Below are 17,767 nucleotides of genomic sequence, written 5' to 3' on the forward strand. Positions count from 1 at the left end.
GGATCACACCACCTCGGTGTTCACCTCGGGGAAGTGGCAGGCGGCCGGATGCCCGGTGCCCCGGTCGACGAGGGCGGGCTCCTCGGTGGCGCAGATCTCCTGGGCCTTCCAGCAGCGCGTGCGGAACCGGCAGCCGCTCGGCGGATCCAGCGGGCTCGGCACCTCGCCGGTGAGGATGATCCGCTGCCTGCGACGCTCCTCCTCCGGGTTGGCCGTCGGCGCCGCCGACAGCAGCGCCTGCGTGTAGGGGTGGACAGGGCGGTCGTAGACGTCGTCGCGCGGGCCGCTCTCCACGATCTTGCCCAGGTACATCACCGCGACGCGGTCGGAGATGTGCCTGACCACGGACAGGTCGTGCGCGATGAAGATGTAGGACAGCCCGAAGGTGTCCTGCAGGTCCTCCAGCAGGTTGATCACCCCGGCCTGCACCGACACGTCCAGCGCCGACACCGGCTCGTCCAGCACGAGCAGCTTGGGCTCCAGCGCGAGCGCGCGGGCGATGCCGACGCGCTGGCGCTGGCCGCCGGAGAACTCGTGCGGGTACCGGTTGCCGTGCTCGGGGTTGAGCCCGACCAGCTCCAGCAGCTCCGACACCTTCTTGGGACCGGTGTCCCGCCACCGGTCGTGCACCTTCAGCGGCTCGGCGATGATGTCGTTCACCGGCAGCTTCGGGTTGAGCGAGGCGTAGGGGTCCTGGAAGACGATCTGCATGTCCCGCCGCACCGCGCGCAGCCGCCTGGGCGGCAACGTCGTCAGCTCCTCGCCCTCGAAGCGCACCGAGCCCGAGGTGGGCTTGTGGAGCTGGAGGATGGCCCGGCCCGTCGTCGACTTGCCGCACCCCGACTCGCCCACGACGCCGAGGGTCTCGCCCTGGTCGACGTGCATGGACACGCCGCTCACCGCCTGGATGTGGCCCGCCACCTTGCGCAGGAACCCCGCGCCGCGTACGGGGAAGCTCATCACCAGGTCCTCCACCTCGAGGAGGTGCTCCTGCGTGACCTGAACGCTCATGTGACGGGCTCACTCTCCGTACGGAACAGCGCGGTGGGATCCGCCACCGCGGCCAGCTGGTCCCAGTGATGACAGGCGGCGTGGTGCCCGCCCTCGTCGACCTCCACGAGCGCGGGCTCCTCGCTGCGGCAGCGGGTGTCGGCCAGCGGGCAGCGCGGCGAGAACGGGCAGCCGGACGGCAGGTTGATCAGCGAGGGCGGGGCGCCCTTGATCGGGCGCAGCCGTCCTCCCGACGTCTCCAGCGACGGCATCGAGCCGAGCAGCCCCGCGGTGTACGGCATGCGCGGCCGGTAGAAGATCGTGTCGGTGTCGCCGACCTCGACCGGCTTGCCGGCGTACATGACGAGCACCCGGTGCGCGATGCCCGCGACGACGCCGAGGTCGTGCGTGATGAGCACGATCGCGGCGTTGACGGCGTCCTTGACCTCCAGGAGCTTCTCCAGGATCTGCGCCTGGACGGTCACGTCGAGCGCCGTGGTCGGCTCGTCGGCGATGATGACGTCCGGGTTGTTGATGACCGCCATGGCGATCATCGCGCGCTGCCGCATGCCGCCGGAGAACTCGTGCGGGTAGCTGCGCAGCCGCTGCTCGGCCTGCGGGATGCCGACCAGGTCGAGCATCTCCTTGGCGCGGGCGAGCGCCTGCCTGCGCGGCACGAGGTCGTGGGCGAGCACGGCCTCGGCGAGCTGGTCGCCGACGGTGTGCACCGGGTTCAGCGCGGTCATCGGGTCCTGGAAGATCATGGCGATCTTGCGTCCGCGCAGGCCGCGACGCCTGCGGGCGGGCAGCTTCAGCACGTCGTCGCCGCGGTAGAGGATCCGGCCGCGGACGCGGGCGCCGCGGGGGAGCAGCCCCATCACGGCCAGCGACGAGACCGACTTGCCCGAGCCGGACTCGCCGACGATCCCGAGCACCTCGCGCTCGTGCAGGGAGTAGGAGATTCCGCGGACGGCCTGGACGACGCCGTCCTCGGTGGGGAACTCGACGGCCAGGTCCTCCACCCGGAGGATCTCGGTGGGGTATTCCGTCATGTCAGGCACGCACCCTGGTCTGTCGAGGGTCGAACGCGTCGCGCAGACCGTCGCCGATGAAGTTGATGGACAGCGCGATCGCGATGATGAACACGCCGGGCCACCAGAACAGCCACGGCCGGGTCGTCATCGCGCTGCGGTAGGTGTCGATGAGCTGGCCGAGCGAGACGTCGGGCGGCTGCACGCCGACGCCGAGGAAGGACAGCGCCGACTCCAGCAGCACCGCGTTGGCGACCGCCAGGGTCGCGCTGACGATGATGACGCCGACCGTGTTCGGCAGGATGTGCCGGAAGATGATGCGGCGGGAGGAGGTGCCCAGTGCCCGCGCGGCCTCGACGAACTCCTTCTCGCGCAGCGACAGGAACTCGCCGCGGATCAGCCGGCTCAGCGTGGGCCAGGTCACCAGGCCGATGCAGACGGCCAGGATGACGATGCCCGAGTCGCCGAACGACCGGCCGACGATGGCGGCGATGATCAGGACCGGGATGGTGATCATCACGTCGGTGAGCCGCATGAGGATCGCTTCAACCTTTTTCCTGAAATATCCGGCGAAGGCGCCCGCCAGCGTGCCGACCGTCGTGGCCACGATGCCGACGATGAACGCCACGATGATCGACTGCTGGGTGCCGCGCATGGTGAGCGCGAAGTAGTCGATGCCGATGTTGTCCTGCCCGAACGGGTGCTCGCCCCAGCGGATGCCCTCGCCGCCCAGGAACTGCGGCACCAGGCTGAGCGTCGGCCTGCCCTGGTCGACCACCGATCCGGTGGCCAGATAGCTCTTGTCCCACCAGCCCGGAACGGGCCCGAACCCGATGGAGGTGAACGCCAGCAGGACGACGGAGCCGAAGACCAGCATGCCGATGAGCGCCGCCCGGTGCCGGAAGAAGCGGCGGCGGACGAGCTGGCTCTGGGTGCGGGCGACGACGGTCATGCCCTGCGCGGCCCCCGGGACCTGCGCGCTGATCGCCATGGGTGGTTCTCCTGTGGGTGTGTACTGCCCGCTCATGACAGCCTGATCCGGGGGTCGAGGTAGGCGTAGATGATGTCGGCCAGCATGTTGAACAGCACGATCGCGCTCCCGGAGACGATGAAGAACGCCATGACCGGAGCCGGGTCGACCTCCTGCAGCCCCCGGAGGAACAGGCTGCCCATGCCCTCCCAGCCGAAGACGTTCTCGGTCACGATCGCGCCGCCGATCACGCCCGCGAAGTCGAAGGCCATCAGCGTGGTGATCGGGATCATGCCGTTGCGGAAGGCGTGCTTGGTGACCACCGTGCGCTCGGGCAGCCCCTTGGCCCGCGCGGTGCGCACGTAGTCCAGGTTCATCACCTCGAGCATGCTGGAGCGGCTGTAGCGCGTGTAGGTGGCCAGCGAGATCAGGATCAGCGCCATGGTCGGCAGCAGGAGGTGGCCCGCCATGTCCAGGTTGGTCTGCCAGAAGTCACCCTGGAAGTTCGGGGTGCTGGAGCCGATGGTGGCGATCGGGCGGCCCCGTACGTACTCGCTGTAGGCGGCGAAGCCGCGCAGCATGCGGTCGAGGAAGACCAGCCCGGCCGTGAGCAGCCCCGTCAGGACGGAGGCCAGGATCGCCTGGCGGCGCAGGAGCCCGCCGAGGCCGTAGCCGAGGCCCACGCAGACGGCCACCGTCAGCAGCGCCAGGCCGAAGATCTCCAGCCAGCTCGGATCGGCCAGCACGGGATCCAGGAGCTGGGAGAGGATCACGCCGATCCCCGCGGCCGAGAGGGCGGCGTAGAGCGGATCGCGGTAGCGCAGCCCGGAGATCAGCGCGGTGATGCCGACCGCCGTGCCGCCCGCGAGGACCGCCAGGAGGACGACGCCGATGCCGGGATCGGCGAACCAGCGGGTCACCGACAGCAGCGTCAGCGTCAGGGCGGTGGCGGCGGCGCCGAGGCCGAACGCGGCCAGCCGCGCCTGCCGGCCGCCGATCCACAGCGCACCCCAGATCAGCCCGCCGATCAGGGCGACCACGCCGATGACGGCGGGCGGGATGACGGGATCGCGCAGCCAGTCGTTGAACTCGATCGCGAGGTACTGCTTCAGCATCACCGCCACCCAGAAGAGGGGGAGGGAGAAGCAGACGAAGGCGGTGAAGGTGACCGAGTAGTCGAAGGCGCTGTACTGCCGAAGCGCCGAGACGATGCCCACGATTACGCCGATGACGACCGCGAGCACGGTGGCGGCCACGACGAGCTGCAGCGTCGCCGACAGGGCGCTGCCGAGCAGCACCGCCACCTCCTGGCCGTCGCGGTTGACGCCGAGGTCGCCGCGGAACAGGTTGCCGAGCCAGGACAGGTACCTGAGCGGGAGGGGATCGTCGAGGTTCATCCGCTCGATGCGGTCGGCCATCCTCCTCTCCCGGTCCGGGCCCGGGAGCTCCCTCAGATCTTCCAGCGGGTCGCCCGCGAGCGCCGTCAGCCCGAAGATGACCATGGTGGCCGCCAGGAGCACGAAGAAGGAGACGATCAGTCTTCGCGCGATGAAGGCGATCACTCGTTATCCCCCTTGGTTCGAGAGTGGTGCGGAGCGGGGGACCCGGGAGTCCTCCGCTCCGCGCCGGTGTTTCAGAGTGATCGGACGGCTACTGGGCCAGGGCCCACTTGTCCATGTTCCAGGTCACGGACGACTGCGCCGGGTTCGGCACGATGTTCTGCAGCTTCTCGTCCCAGGCGAGCATGTTCGGGTGGGCGAACAGCGGGATCGTGGCCAGGTCCTGCCAGAGCACCTTCTCGATCGAGGCGATCATGGCCGGGTGCTTGCTCTTGTCGACCTCGGCGTTGAGCTTCTTGATGAGGTCGTCGACCTCCTTGTTGGAGTAGCAGCCGTTGTTGTTCTCCTTGCCGGCCTCGCTGCACTCCTTGACCGTGGCGTAGGTCGAGCTCCAGCCGCTCACCTCGGCCGAGCCGGTCCAGGCGAACAGCGCCACGTCGTAGGTGTTGGTGGCCAGGGGGCCGCCGGCCTCGAAGAACTTCTCGTCACCGGCATCGGTGATCTTGAAGCCCGCCTTGTTGCAGGAGTCGGCGATGAGCTGCACCTCCTGCGTACGGCGCGGGTTGGGCAGGTTGTGGCCGATCTTCACTTCCATGCCGACCTTGCCGGCCTTCTCCAGCAGCGCCTTGGCGCCCTCGATGTCGGGCTGGGCGTAGGCCTCCGAGCCGCTGCCCTGGGAGACGGTGGCGTAGTCGGCCTCGAACGGCAGCGTGTTGCGAACCTGCAGCACCTGAGCCTGCGGCGCGAGCGGCTTGATCAGGTTGTCCACGATGAGCTGCCGGGGCACGCACTTGGCGAACGCCTCGCGCAGCGTCTTGTCCTTGAAGTCGCTGGAGTCGAAGTTGAAGTCCAGGTGCTCGTAGGTGTAGGCGTCACCGGTCTTCACGGTGATGCCCTGCATGCCTTCGAGCTGGGCGAGCAGGTCCGGGTTCGGCTGCGGCTCGATCAGGTTGACCTCGCGGTTCTGCAGGGCCTGGGCCTGCTCCTCCTGCGAGATGACCCGCATGACGATGGTCGGCGTCGCCGGCTTGGCGCCCCACCACTTGTCGTTGGTGCTGAGGGTCAGCGACTGGCCCGCCTGCATGGCGGAGATCTTGTACGGGCCCGAGGCGGGGAAGAGGGACATGTCCTTGATGCCGCCCTCGATGACCCAGCCCTCGTTGTAGAACTTGATCACCGCTTCGAGCTTCGCGGCGTCCGCCGCCTGCACCGCGGCGATGAAGTCCGCCTCGCTCATGCCCGCGGCCTTGTACGCCACGTGGGCCGGCAGCACGTCGGCGGCGCCGGGGCCGTTGCTCTCCCAGTCGGCGAACGGCTCGGAGTACTCGAAGGTGAACTTCTTGTCGCCCGCCTTGCACGCCGGGGCCTTGACGAGCTCGACGCCGGTGGTGCCGTCGACCTGGAAGCCCTTGATCTTGCCGGACTTGGCCGCCCAGTACAGCAGGGCGTCGTCACAGTCGATCGGGTTGCCGTCGGACCAGACGCCCTGGGCGTTGAACTCGTAGTCGACGGTCAGCGGCGAGTCCGACGACTTCGTGTACGAGCCGAACTCCTTGTCGGGGGTCACCACGCCCTTCTCGCCGTAGTACCAGAAGCCGAGCAGCACCCGCTGCATGGCCGTGCTGTTGACCAGGTTGTTCACGGCGATGCTGTTGTAGGAGTTGAACTCCTGCTCACCGGCGTAGGTGATGGTCTGCCCCGAGGCGCTGCCGGTGGTGGCCGGCGTCGACGGTTTGCTCGCCTCGTTGCCGCTCTGCCCGCAAGCGGACAGCAGAAGCGCGCCTGCTGTCACCGCCGTGAGGAATCTCCCAAGTCTCCGCCTGTGGGTCACGACAGCTCTCCTTTGTGTCCGAATCAGGGTCAGCGCTGCTGGTTAATGCGCAACAGGATCACCGGCCAACGTTTCGGACAAATAGCCGAGTCCATACTGTTGCGAACTTGAGATCGTCGTCTGTCCGATCTGTAATCAGATGTCAGGGAAATCCACTTTTGCTGTCCACACTGTAGACAGGAGGGGGCCCTCTGTGCCAGGGTTTGCGCCAAAGCCGTTGCGAGGCTGAAACCCCTGTCAGCAAGGGCTTTTATCCCTGAAAGGGCCAGGGCGAAAGGCGGTCTTTCGTGCCTTGATAAGGCGGCTTTCCGTGCGCGGCCCCGGCGGGGCCGCCGGGCGCCCGGCCGCCATTCGCGTCGCGGAGCGCGGCTGCGTACCGGCCCGTGCCATGCTCAACGCGCCCTTCGCCGTCATGACGTTCTTCCGGCCCTTTCAGCACCCTCCTGAAAAGATCACTGTTTAATGAATTCAGGCAGTGCCGCTCCGTAATTGAACGGCCCTTTCTTGGTCATCCGTAACGGCCGGCGAAAGGCTCATCCGGGGGCGCCGCCGCCACCAGGTCACGAAGCTGCGCGCGGGTGGTGACGCCCAGTTTCGGAAAGGCGCGGTAGAGGTGGGAGCCGACGGTGCGCGGCGAGAGGAAGAGCCGCTCGCCGATCTCCCGGTTGGTCAGCCCGCGCGCGGCGAGCCTGACGATCTGCTGCTGTTGCGGTGACAGCTCGGCGAAGGCCGCCGGCTCCGCCGCGCTGACGTCCAGACCGGCCGCCCGCAGCTCGGCCCGCGCGCGTTCCGCCCATGGCCGCGCACCCAGCCGCCGGAAGGTGTCGTGCGCGGCCGTGAGGAAGGGCCGCGCCTCGGCGATCCTGCGCCGCCGCCGCAGCCACTCGGCGTACTCCAGCAGGGCCTGGGCGTGCTCGAACGGCCGGCGCTCCGGCGCGGGGCCGGCCAGCGCGGCCAGGAACTCCGGCTCGGCGTCCGCCGGCTCCGCGAGCAGCGCGGCGCTGCGCCGTACCAGCGCCCGCAGCCGCGGTGAGCCGTCCCGGGCGAGCGCCCGCGCCGCGCGCCCGACGATCCCGGCGGCCTCGGCGCGGCGGCCGGTGCGGGCCGCGGCGGCGGCGAGCTCCGGCAGCGCCGGATAGGAGGCGTGGTAGTGGACGGGCTCGCCGTCGTGGCCGAAGACCGCCCGCACCTGCTCGTAGGCCGTCTCGTAGTCGCCCTCGACCGCCGCGGCGGCGCTCAGGGCGCGTCGCGCGTACACGGCGACCGACCGGCTCTCCAGCGGATCGACCAGGCGCAGCGCCTCGTCCGCACGCTCGCGGGCCGCCGCCGCGTCACCCTGGAAGGCCAGGGCCATGGCGTCGACGGCGTACGCGCACGCCCGCGCGTGGTGCAGGCTCCTGGCGGTGGCGGGCAGGGCCGCGATGGCCGCGCACACCGCCCTGGCCTGCTCCCACCGGCCGTACTCCAGCCAGGCCAGCGCCGTGACGCCGCCCAGGCCGTCGGGCAGCGGCCCCCTGCCCTCCCAGAGGCGTACGGCCTCGTCGAAGGCCCGCACGGCCGGCGCGATCTCGTCCAGCAGCCAGGCCGCGATGGCCAGCGCGGTCAGCCGCTCCGGACGGCCCGCGGCGGCGGCGATCATCGCCGGCAGCCGCGCGGCCAGCTCCCGCCTGCTGCCCAGCGGGTCGGACACCATCCGCACCCAGTCGCGCAGCGGCTCGTCCGCCGGGGCGACGGCCACGCGCGGCAGGATCCGGTCGATCTCCCGCCGCTGGGACTCCTCGCCCGAGTAGAAGCGCAGCACGGCGGCGGTGGTGAGCGCGTCCAGGGCGATGGACGGGTGCGTGCCCGCCAGGTCCTCCGCGATCCGCGCCATCCCGGCGAACACGGCGGGGTGCCGCCCGGTCAGCGCGGCCAGCCGGCCCGCGTGCAGCTCGGCGGCGGCGTGCACGGCCGGGTCGTCGCTACGGGCGCGGGCCTGCCCGGCCAGCTCCTCCACCCAGTCCAGGTCGCCGGTGAGCACGGCCAGGCCGGCGGCGGCGACCAGCAGCCGCGCGCTGTCGCCCGGCTCCGGGTGCAGCTCCGCCGCGCGGGCCAGCGCCTTCGCCGCCGCGGCGTGACCGCCCCTGCGCATGGCCCTGCCCGCCGTCCGCTCCAGGGCTGCCGCCACCTCCGCGTCCGGGCGAGCTGTGGCCGCCGCCAGGTGCCAGGCCCGGCGGTCCGGCTCGCCGCGCAGGGCGCCGGCCAGGGCGCGGTGCGCGTCCAGGCGGGCGTCGAGCGGTACGGCGTGGTAGACGGCGGAGCGGATCAGGGGGTGACGGAAGCGCAGGTCCCGGCCGGTCCGGCGGACCAGCCCGGACTGCTCGACGGCCACCCGGACCTTGTCGTCCAGGCCCGTGTGGTCCGGGCCTGTGTGGTCCGGGGCGGGCAGCAGCGCCAGGACGGCGGCCGGGGGATCCGCCACGTCGGCGGCGGCCAGCAGCAGCAGGGCCCGCCGCCCGGCCTCCGGCAGCTCGGCCAGCCGGGCGGCGTACAGGGCGGCCAGACGCTCGCCGACCGGCAGCGGGCCGTGCTCGTCACGGAGGACGGCGCCGGGGTCGGCGATCGCCGTCTCCGCCAGTTCGAGCAGCGCCAGCGGATTGCCCGCGGCCTGGTCGAGGATCCGGTCCCGCACCCTGCGCGGCAGGTCCGGCGCGTGGTGGTCGAGCAGCCGCCCGGACGCCTCGCCGCCCAGCGGCGTCAGCGCGAGCGTCGGGTACGCGGGCTCGAAGCCGGGCAGCGGCTCGCCGTCGCGGACGGCGAGCAGCAGGCCGACAGGGTCGTCGTCCAGCCTGCGGGCGGCGAAGGCGAGCACGTCGGCGGAGGCCGCGTCGAGCCACTGGGCGTCGTCCACCAGGACCATGACCGGGCTCCGCCCGGCCAGCCTGGACAGCAGCGACAGCACCGCGACACCGGCCAGCAGCAGATCAGGCCCGCCTCCGGACGCGGTCCGCCCGCCGAGCGCCGCTTCCGGTCCTGCGCCGTAGCCTGTTTCCGGGGTTGCGCCGGGGACGGCGTCCGGCTCCGAGCCGAGGGCGTGCAGGAGGGCTCGCCGCTGCCGGTCGGGCAGCGCGGCCGCCTCGCTCAGCACCGGCCGCAGGAGCTGGTGCAACCCGGCGAAGGCCAGGTCCCTCTCGGACTCCCGCCCGGACACGCGCAGCACGCGGTACGCCGCCGCCCCGGCAGCGCGCGCGGCGACGTCCAGCAGCGTGCTCTTGCCTGCCCCGGCGGCACCGGCGATCACCAGCAGCCGGCCGCCACCCGCGATGGCGTCCACCAGGCCGGAGATCCGCTCGACCTCGGCAGCCCGCCCGACGACCACGTCTCCGGCGCCCCGGCCGTCGCCATCCCGCCCGACCGCCCGATACGCGGCGTTCCCCCCGTCCACAGCTCTCCAGGAACCGTGCCTCTCCTGACCGGACCGGCCGGACACAAGCGGGCGTCGCCGCAGGTCCGTGCCCCTCGCGTCACAGTAGCAGCCCGCCCGGCCCGCAAGCAGGGACGCCGGATGCAGTCACCTGACGCATACCGCCGGCCCGCCCGGGCCCCGCACCATGGACGGGCGGCCGCAACCCTCGAAACTCTTCGACGAAGGGACCCTCATGCCCCTCGGCACCTCACCGCCCGACCAGATCACTCTCGGTGACGTCACCGTCACCCGCGTCTGGGAGTACTGCGGCCCCGTCGACCTGACGCCCGACACGTTCTTCCCCGACAGCTCACCCCGGACCTGGCAGGAGCACTCCTCCTGGCTGGAGCCGCACTTCGTCGATCCGGAGACGCGGATCGTCAACTCCGCGATCCAGACCTGGCTGCTGCGCAGCGAGGGCAGGAACATCCTCATCGACACAGGGGTCGGCAACCACAAGGAGCGCCCGTACTCGCCGGTCTGGAGCCACCTCGACACCGACTTCCTCGGCAACCTGGCCCGCGCCGGCGTCCGCCCCGAGGACGTGGACATCGTGGTGAACACGCACGTCCACGTCGACCACGTCGGCTGGAACACCTACCTGGACGGCCGCGTCTGGACGCCGACCTTCCCCAACGCCACCTACCTGATCTCCAGGGCCGACTTCGACTTCTGGAATCCGGCCAACGAGCACAAGCCGCTGCTCGGCCGGGGCAACCAGAACGTGTTCGAGGACAGCGTCGCCCCCGTCCACGAGGCGGGCCTGACGAGGCTGTGGGAGGACGCGTACCGGATCGACGCGAACCTGCGCCTGGAGCCCGCGCCCGGGCACACGCCCGGCTCCGCCGTGGTCGTGCTCGAATCGGGCGCGGACCGCGCGGTGTTCGTCGGCGACATGCTGCACACGCCCGTGCAGTTCGTGGAGCCGGACACGAACAGTTGTTTCTGCGAGGACCCCGCCGGCGCCCGCGCCACCCGCCGCAAGGTGCTCGGCTGGGCCGCCGACCACGGCGCCCTGGTCGTTCCGGCGCACCTGGCCGGGCACGGCGCCGCCGAGGTGGCCCGCGAGGGGAGCGGGTTCGCCGTCAAGGGCTGGGCGCCGTTCGCGGCACCGGCCGGGAAGGACCTCCGATGAACCGCCGCACGCCGGACGTCGTCGCCACCACGAAGGGGGCCGTGCGTGGCCTGCGCGGCGACGGGACGACGGCCTTCCTCGGCGTCCCGTACGCCGCGCCGCCGCTCGGCGCCGCCCGGTTCGCCGCCCCACGCCCGCACGACCCGTGGGACGGCGTGCGGGACGCCACCGCGCCGGGCCCCACCGCGCCGCAGGCCGGGCGCCGGCTCGGCAACGTGGACATGAGCCCGTACTTCGGGCCTGGCTGGGTCCGCGGCGAGGACTTCCTGACCGTCGACGTGTGGACGCCGGAGACGGGCGGCGCGCGGCTGCCCGTGATGGTGTTCGTGCACGGCGGCGGGTTCGTGGCGGGATCCACCCGTTCGGAGATCTACGACGGCGCCGCCTTCGCCCGCGACGGCGTCGTCCTCGTGACCCTCAACTACCGGCTCGGCATCCCCGGCTTCCTGCACCTCCCCGGCGCGCCCGGCAATCGGGGCCTGCTCGACGTGCTGGCCGCGCTGCGCTGGGTGCGGGAGAACATCGCCGCGTTCGGCGGCGACCCCGGCAACGTGACGTTGTCCGGCCAGTCCGCGGGCGCCACGATCGTCGGCGCCGTGCTGGCGGATCCCGCGGCGGAAGGGCTGTTCCGGCGGGCGATCGTGCAGAGCGGCAGCGGGCTGGGGGCGTTCACCACCGAGCAGGCCGCCCGCGTGACCCGCGCGGCGGCCCGGGCGCTGGGGATCGAGGCGCACGCGGATGCCTTCGCGGGTGTCCCCGACGAGCGGCTCGTCGAGGTCATGCCGGAATTGTCGGGCATCGACCTGCGGACCGCGACCCACGGCGACCCGCTCATCGGGCTCAGCCCGTTCAGCGTCGTCCTCGACCGGCAGCCCGCCGACGCCGTCGCCGCCGGGCGCGGCGCGGGCGTGGACCTGCTCGCCGGGACGAACACCGAGGAGGGCAACCTCTACCTGGCCCCGTTCGGGAGCCTGTCCACCTCGACCGCCGCCGACGTGCACGCCGCCGCGGCCCGCTCCCACCCCGACCCCGGCCGCCTCGTCGAGACCTACCGCAGGTCCCGCCCGGGGGCGTCCCACGGCGAGCTGCGCTCGGCCATCATGGGCGACGCCCTGTTCGGCACGGGCACCCACCGCCTGGCCGACGCACACGCCGCACAGGCCGCGCGTCCACGACGCGCGCACGCCTCGCAGCCGGCACACGCCGACCTCGCGGCGGCGGGACCCGCGCACGCCGCCACCTACCGGTACTCGTTCGCGTGGCGCTCGAACGCCCTGAACGGAGAGCTGGGCGCGGCCCACGCCGTCGAGCTGCCGTTCGTCTTCGACGCGACCGCTCTGCCCGGGCTACGCGGCCCGGCGGCCCTGCTCGGAACCGCCGAGCCGCCCGCGGACCTGGCCCCCCGCATGCACGCCGCCTGGGTGTCCTTCGCCCGCACCGGCGACCCCGGCTGGGCCCGCTACGACACCGCCCGCCGCGCCACCATGCGCATCGGCGCCGACTGGGCCGTGGTGGACGACCCGCACGGCGAGGAACGCCGAGCCTGGGTCTAGGCCAGGACGTCCATCGGGACAGGAGAGGGCGGGGCCGCTCACCTGAACAGGACGAGGAGCAGCAGCGCCGCCAGGACCACACGTACGGCGTGCAGGGCCGGCACGAGCAGCCGCCTCCGTCCCGGCCCCTGCTCGGGGGCCGGGCCCTTCGGCAGGCCCGCCTGCCCGGCTGCCAGGGTGTCCTCCCAGCCCCCGGGAGCGTCAGGCCGAGCGCTGCGGCGGAACGGCCGGTCAGGTTCGTCGCCGGCGCGGCCCTGAGCGCGCCCAGCGCCACGGACAGCGGGCTGATCCCCGCCTCGGCCGCGCCCGCGCCGTCGGCCGGCCTCTGGTCAGCGGGTTCGTCTCAGACGCCAGGGTGGGGAAGCGGCTGGGTGGCGGGCTGGTGGGCGATGGCGCGCCGGGCGACGGCGCGGCGCGCGGCGGGCAGGGCGTCTTCCTTCAGCCGGTAGAGGCGGCGGCGCGGCCCTGCGCGCGCGGAGTCGTCCTCCCAGGTGGAGATCACCCATCCGCCGCGTAGCAGCCGGTCGAGCACGAGGTAGACGGTCCCCGGGGAGCGGCCCGTCGCCTTGACGATCTTCAGCCCCCAGCGCGGGTTCAGTCGGCCGTCAGGGCCTCGATCACGTCCACGGTGGCGGATGTGATCATCGGCGGCGGCTGCATGACCACATCTTGTGCGCGGGACCGGCCGGCGCGGGGCATGGAGAAGTTAGTCGCTCCGTTGACGCACGTAATGACAAATGTCTAGGGTCAAGGAAGCCTCTGACGAGCGAGGAAGGCCGTGATGACCACGCCACACCAGGACCTCGGACGCGACCGCGACCTCACCCACGACTTCGACCCCCGCGCCCCCGAGACCTTCACCAGCGCCCACGCGCTGTACAGGGAGATGCGCTCGTCCTGCCCGGTCGCGCACAGCACCACCTACGACGGCGGGTTCTGGGCGCTGTTCCGGTACGACGACGTCAAGCGCGTCCTCGACGGCCGTGACCTGTTCACCACGTCCGTGCAGAACACGGTGCCGAGATTCGCCTTCACCGGCCGCCGGCCGCCGCTGCACCTCGACCCGCCGGAGCACACGGCCTACCGGCGGGTCATCAACCGCTTCTTCACCCGGGACAGGATCGCCGCGCTGGAGCCACGGGTGCGCGAGTACGCCGTGCAGTTGCTGCGGCCCCTCGTCGAGGCGGGGGAGGGTGACGTCTCGGTCGCCTACGCGCAGAAGTTCCCGGCGCACGTGTTCGCGGCGTTCTTCAATCTGCCGACCGACCTGGCCGAGCTGATCAAGGAGATCAGCGCCGCTTACGTTGCGGCCATCCAGATCGTCGACACGGATAACGTCGTACGTCTGAGCCGCCGGCTGTACGAGATCGCGCAGGCGGTGATCGACGAGCGGCGGGCCCGCCCGATGGATCCCGGCCAGGACCTCACCAGCGCCCTCATGGCCGCCGAGTACGAGGGCGAGCCGCTGCCGCCGGACATGGTGCTCGGCTGCGTCCGGCAGCTGCTGGTGACCGGGATGGTGGCGCCGAGCGTCTTCATCGGGAACATGTTCGTGCACCTCGGCGGCGATCCCGGGCTCGCCGGGCTGCTGCGCGCCGATCCGTCCCGCATCCCGGCCGCGGTGGAGGAGTTCCTGCGGCTGTACGGGCCGTACCGGGGGATGGCCAGGACCGCGCGGCGGGACGTGGTGTTCGGCGGCCGGCTCATCAAGGCGGGGGAGCCGATCGCACTGGTGTACACCTCCGCCAACCGGGACGAGAGCGTCTTCCCCGACGGGGAGACGTTCCGCTTCGACCGGCCGAACCTGGCTCGTCACCTGGCCTTCGGCGCCGGCGTGCACACCTGCCCCGGCGCCCCGCTGGCCCGCCTCATGCTGGTCACGACGCTGGAGGAGGCGCTGGCGCGGACGTCGGCGTTCGAGGTGAGCGGCGAGATCAAGATGGCGAGCTGGGCCGAGTGGGGCACCAACTCGGTCCCGATGCGCTTCACGGCGGCCCCCCGATGACCTCCCGCCCGTCGCCGGGTCACGAGGTCCCGGACGACTTCGATCCCGCCGCGGCCGGTTCCGCCGAGGAGAGCCTGGCGATGTACGCCCGGCTGCGCGCCTGCTGCCCCCTGGCCCGCAGCGGCAGGTACGGCGGCTTCTGGGCGCTGACCCGCTACGCCGACGTGGCCGCCGCGGCCGCCGACCCGGTGACGTTCATCTCCTCGGTACGCGCGGTCGTCCCGAGCGACCCCCGGGGCCTGCGCCGCCCGCCGCTCAACTACGACGCCCCCGCCCACACCCCGTACCGCAGAGCCCTCGACCGCACCCTCCAGCGCGCCCGCATCGCCCGCCTGGAGCCGCGGCTGCGCGCGCACGCCGCCCGCGAGCTGACCCCGCTCGTCGAGCGCGGCGGCGGCGACGTCGCGCAGGGGTTCGGCGCCCGGTTCCCCGCCTGGGTCACCACCGAGTGGCTCAACCTCGACCCGGACCTGGCCCCGGAGCTGGCCGCCACCGCCGCCCGCTGGGTGCGCGCCTGGCGCGCCCTGGACCGCGAGGTGGTGGACGAGACCAGCGAGCGCATGTACGCGATGGCCCGCGACCTGGTGCGCGACCGCCGCGCGTCGCCGCGCCCGGTGGAGGAGGACCCGGCCGCCTCGCTGCTGTCCGAACGGCCGGAAGGACGGCCGCTGGAGGAGGAGCACATCGTCGGCGCGCTGCGCCAGTGCCTGGTCGTGGGCATGGTCGCGCCGCCCGTCCTGCTCGGCTCCGTCTGCGCCCACCTGGCGCGGCACCCGGAGCTGCAGGCCGGGCTGCGGGCGCGCCCCGAGTTGCTGCCGGCCGCGCTGGAGGAGTTCCTGCGCCTGTTCACGCCCTACCGCGGCTTCGCCCGTACGGTCAGCGCGGAGATCGAGCTGCACGGGCGGCGGATCCGCCCGGGCGAGCCGGTCACCCTCGTCTACGCCTCCGCGAACCGGGACGGGACGGTCTTCCCCGACCCCGATGCGTTCGTCCTGGCACGCCCCAACATCGCGGCGCACCTGGCCTTCGGGCGCGGCCGGCACGCCTGCGCCGGCATGCCGCTGGCCCGGCTGTCGATGCGCCTCGCCCTGGAGGAGCTGCTCCGGCGCACCTCCGCGATCGAGCTCGACGGCCCAGTCGAGAGCGCGCGGATGCCCGAGATCGGCGCGGTGTCCGTCCCCGTACGACTCCGCCCGGCCTGAGATGTACGACGAATCGATTGCGTGCGTATGCGTAAGCGTTATCCATATACTCCTACGGTGACTGACGGTGCATGGACCGAGGCAGGCGGCGTCGACCTTCCGCGTTTCCAGGTGGGCGCGCCTCCGCAGCATCTGATCACCACGTTGCTGGGCGACTACTGGATCAGCCGGTCCGAGCAGCTCCCGTCGGCGGCGCTGGTGCGGCTGGCGGAGGAGTTCGGCGTGTCGGCGGTGGCCGCCCGCGCGGCGCTGTCGCGGCTGGCGCGGCGGGACCTGCTGGAGTCGTCCAAGGTGGGGCGGCGCACCTACTACCGGCTCACCGACCGGGCCGCCGCGGTGCTGCTCGACGGCCGGCAGCGGATCATGTCGTTCGGGCTGGAGCAGGGCGCCTGGGACGGGACCTGGGTGCTCGCCGCGTTCTCGATCTCGGAGGAGCAGCGCGACCTGAGGCACGCGCTGCGTTCGCGGCTGCGCTGGCTCGGCTTCGCCCCCCTGTACGACGGGCTCTGGGTCTCCCCCAGGGCGGACGCCGACGACGCCGCGGCCGTGCTCGCCGAGCTGGAGGTGCCCACGTCCACGATCTTCCGTGCCCAGGCCCTCGACCTGGCCGGCATGCGGGCGCCGCAGGAGGCGTGGGACTTCGACCAGCTCCGCCGCACCTACGAGGGGTTCGTGGCGCAGTACTCGCCGCTGCTGGCCCGCGTCCGCAACGGGACGGTGGGCGCCTCCGAGGCCCTGGTGGCGCGTACGGGGATCATGGACACCTGGCGCACGTTCCCCAACCACGACCCCGACCTGCCCGCCGAGCTGCTGCCCGACGGCTGGCCCAGGAGCGCGGCCAGGGACGTGTTCGTGGAGATCTACGACACCCTGGGCACGCTCGCGGAGTTCCGCGTCAGGCAGATCGTCGCCGAGTTCGACCCCGGCCTGGCCGAGCTGGTGGCCCACCACCGCACCAGCCTGATCCTCTCCCCCCGCTAGCCGCGGCCCGCCGCCGCGTCGGCGCGCCCGCGGGCGCTCGTGAGCGAGGCGTGCCCGTTTCCCCTCTCCGCACCGGGACCCCTTGACAGACGTGCAGTCGTAGATGTGACATTAATTCGCACGATCGCAACGCCTGTTGCAGCATGATCCGGGTTCCGGAGGACCATCATGAGATTGCCCAGGATCACCCGCGCGGCCACGGCGGCCCTGACCCTCGCCACCGCCGCGGCCTGCGGCGGGAACGGCGGCGAGACGACAGGACCGGCCGGCGGAACGGCCCTCTCCGGCCGCCTACCCGATGCCATCAAGGAAGCGGGCGTCATCCGATTCGCCGGGGATTCCCACCCGCCCTACCGAATCGTCGGCAACGACGGGAAGACGGTGACCGGCATCGACAAGGATCTGCAGGACGCCCTCGGCAAGGTGCTGGGAGTCCGCACCGAGATCTCGATCGTCAACGGCCTGCCCGCCGCGCTGTCCGGCATGCTCGCCTCCCGCTACGACGCCTTCAACGGCCCCGTCAAGGACACCGCCGAGCGCGAGAAGCAGTTCGACGCCATCGTCTGGATGGTCAGCCGCACCTCCTACCTCATCCCGAAGGCGGGCCCGGCCGCCGTCAAGAGCTCCGCGGACCTGTGCGGCAAGCGCGTCGCAGGCACCGCGGGCAGCGTCGTGGAGGACCAGGCCAAGCGCCTGAGCGAGTGGTGCGCGGGGCAGGGCAGACCGGCTCTCGCCTTCGTCGGCCTGGCCGACACCAACGGCACGATCCTGGCCGCCAAGTCCGGCCGCGCCGACGCCGCCGGCATGACCGAGAGCGCCGCGATCGACGCGATGGCCAAGGAGAAGGACGCCTTCACGTACGTGACGCAGACCGACGAGCAGGGCGCCGGCGTCGACCAGCTCGCCATGCTGGTGCCCAAGTCGAGCGGCCTGGGGCCGGTCATGCTGGAGGCGTTCAAGGAGATCTTCAGGAACGGCGAGTACCAGCGGATCGTCGACAAGTACGGCCTGCAGAACGTGACCGTGGACGAGCCCAGGCTGAACACCGCGGCGGCCCAGTGAGCG

At 72.2% G+C, this 17,767-nt stretch carries 13 protein-coding genes; 6 read left to right on the top strand and 7 right to left on the bottom strand.

What is annotated here, in order from left to right; genetic code table 11:
• Window positions 1–3 precede the first annotated feature (3 nt).
• The 6 genes from HD597_RS65800 to HD597_RS13775 all read right to left on the bottom strand — a co-directional run bounded on the left by HD597_RS65800 (window position 4) and on the right by HD597_RS13775 (window position 9,805).
• Window positions 4–1,011, bottom strand: coding sequence for an ABC transporter ATP-binding protein (locus HD597_RS65800; protein ID WP_308210607.1), 1,008 nt, complete (start codon window positions 1,009–1,011; stop codon window positions 4–6).
• On the bottom strand, window positions 1,008–2,042 hold the full coding sequence (locus HD597_RS65805; protein WP_308210608.1) for an ABC transporter ATP-binding protein: 1,035 nt from the start codon (window positions 2,040–2,042) through the stop codon (window positions 1,008–1,010). Before HD597_RS65805 ends, HD597_RS65800 begins: the two co-directional genes overlap by 4 nt.
• Before the next feature lies 1 nt (window position 2,043).
• Entirely contained in the window at window positions 2,044–3,012 is a 969-nt protein-coding gene (locus tag HD597_RS13760; RefSeq protein WP_253742421.1) for an ABC transporter permease, read from the bottom strand.
• A gap of 32 nt (window positions 3,013–3,044) precedes the next feature.
• Window positions 3,045–4,553 carry an ABC transporter permease gene (locus HD597_RS13765; protein ID WP_253742422.1) on the bottom strand — a complete coding sequence of 503 codons (1,509 nt, stop codon included), beginning with the start codon at window positions 4,551–4,553 and terminating at the stop codon, window positions 3,045–3,047.
• Window positions 4,554–4,641: 88 nt separating this feature from the next.
• Window positions 4,642–6,381 carry an ABC transporter family substrate-binding protein gene (locus tag HD597_RS13770; protein ID WP_253742423.1) on the bottom strand — a complete coding sequence of 580 codons (1,740 nt, stop codon included), beginning with the start codon at window positions 6,379–6,381 and terminating at the stop codon, window positions 4,642–4,644.
• A gap of 508 nt (window positions 6,382–6,889) precedes the next feature.
• Window positions 6,890–9,805 carry an AAA family ATPase gene (locus tag HD597_RS13775; RefSeq protein WP_253742424.1) on the bottom strand — a complete coding sequence of 972 codons (2,916 nt, stop codon included), beginning with the start codon at window positions 9,803–9,805 and terminating at the stop codon, window positions 6,890–6,892.
• Between the two features lie 214 nt (window positions 9,806–10,019).
• On the opposite strand from HD597_RS13775, the gene HD597_RS13780 reads away from it, so the two are divergent.
• Window positions 10,020–10,961: an MBL fold metallo-hydrolase gene (locus tag HD597_RS13780; RefSeq protein WP_253742425.1), complete on the top strand. Its 942-nt coding sequence runs from the start codon at window positions 10,020–10,022 to the stop codon at window positions 10,959–10,961.
• Window positions 10,958–12,514: a carboxylesterase/lipase family protein gene (locus tag HD597_RS13785; RefSeq protein WP_253742426.1), complete on the top strand. Its 1,557-nt coding sequence runs from the start codon at window positions 10,958–10,960 to the stop codon at window positions 12,512–12,514. Before HD597_RS13780 ends, HD597_RS13785 begins: the two co-directional genes overlap by 4 nt.
• Window positions 12,515–12,857: 343 nt before the next feature.
• Here HD597_RS13785 and HD597_RS13790 read toward each other — a convergent pair whose 3' ends face one another.
• Window positions 12,858–13,046 carry a hypothetical protein gene (locus HD597_RS13790; protein ID WP_253742427.1) on the bottom strand — a complete coding sequence of 63 codons (189 nt, stop codon included), beginning with the start codon at window positions 13,044–13,046 and terminating at the stop codon, window positions 12,858–12,860.
• A 249-nt stretch (window positions 13,047–13,295) separates the two neighbouring features.
• Here HD597_RS13790 and HD597_RS13795 point away from each other — a divergent pair, with 249 nt between their 5' ends.
• The 4 genes from HD597_RS13795 (at window position 13,296) to HD597_RS13810 (ending at window position 17,764) form a co-directional block, all read left to right on the top strand.
• Window positions 13,296–14,519 carry a cytochrome P450 gene (locus HD597_RS13795; protein ID WP_253742428.1) on the top strand — a complete coding sequence of 408 codons (1,224 nt, stop codon included), beginning with the start codon at window positions 13,296–13,298 and terminating at the stop codon, window positions 14,517–14,519.
• A complete protein-coding gene (locus HD597_RS13800) occupies window positions 14,516–15,721 on the top strand; it encodes a cytochrome P450 (RefSeq protein WP_253742429.1) in 1,206 nt (401 codons plus the stop codon). Before HD597_RS13795 ends, HD597_RS13800 begins: the two co-directional genes overlap by 4 nt.
• A 57-nt stretch (window positions 15,722–15,778) precedes the next feature.
• Entirely contained in the window at window positions 15,779–16,702 is a 924-nt protein-coding gene (locus HD597_RS13805) for a PaaX family transcriptional regulator (protein ID WP_253742430.1), read from the top strand.
• Window positions 16,703–16,870: 168 nt separating this feature from the next.
• Entirely contained in the window at window positions 16,871–17,764 is an 894-nt protein-coding gene (locus tag HD597_RS13810) for a transporter substrate-binding domain-containing protein (protein ID WP_253742431.1), read from the top strand.
• The last annotated feature ends 3 nt before the right edge of the window (window positions 17,765–17,767 follow it).

The sequence above is a fragment of the Nonomuraea thailandensis genome, assembly GCF_024172165.1.
GTDB lineage: Bacteria > Actinomycetota > Actinomycetes > Streptosporangiales > Streptosporangiaceae > Nonomuraea > Nonomuraea thailandensis.

Bases quoted from the DNA above. Each gene is read 5' to 3' on its own strand.
- HD597_RS13760 (WP_253742421.1), bottom strand. From the start codon at position 3,012: ATGGCGATCAGCGCGCAGGTCCCGGGGGCCGCGCAGGGCATGACCGTC.
- HD597_RS65805 (WP_308210608.1), bottom strand. From the start codon at position 2,042: ATGACGGAATACCCCACCGAGATCCTCCGGGTGGAGGACCTGGCCGTC.
- HD597_RS13795 (WP_253742428.1), top strand. From the start codon at position 13,296: ATGACCACGCCACACCAGGACCTCGGACGCGACCGCGACCTCACCCAC.
- HD597_RS65800 (WP_308210607.1), bottom strand. From the start codon at position 1,011: ATGAGCGTTCAGGTCACGCAGGAGCACCTCCTCGAGGTGGAGGACCTG.
- HD597_RS13800 (WP_253742429.1), top strand. From the start codon at position 14,516: ATGACCTCCCGCCCGTCGCCGGGTCACGAGGTCCCGGACGACTTCGAT.
- HD597_RS13780 (WP_253742425.1), top strand. From the start codon at position 10,020: ATGCCCCTCGGCACCTCACCGCCCGACCAGATCACTCTCGGTGACGTC.
- HD597_RS13810 (WP_253742431.1), top strand. From the start codon at position 16,871: ATGAGATTGCCCAGGATCACCCGCGCGGCCACGGCGGCCCTGACCCTC.
- HD597_RS13785 (WP_253742426.1), top strand. From the start codon at position 10,958: ATGAACCGCCGCACGCCGGACGTCGTCGCCACCACGAAGGGGGCCGTG.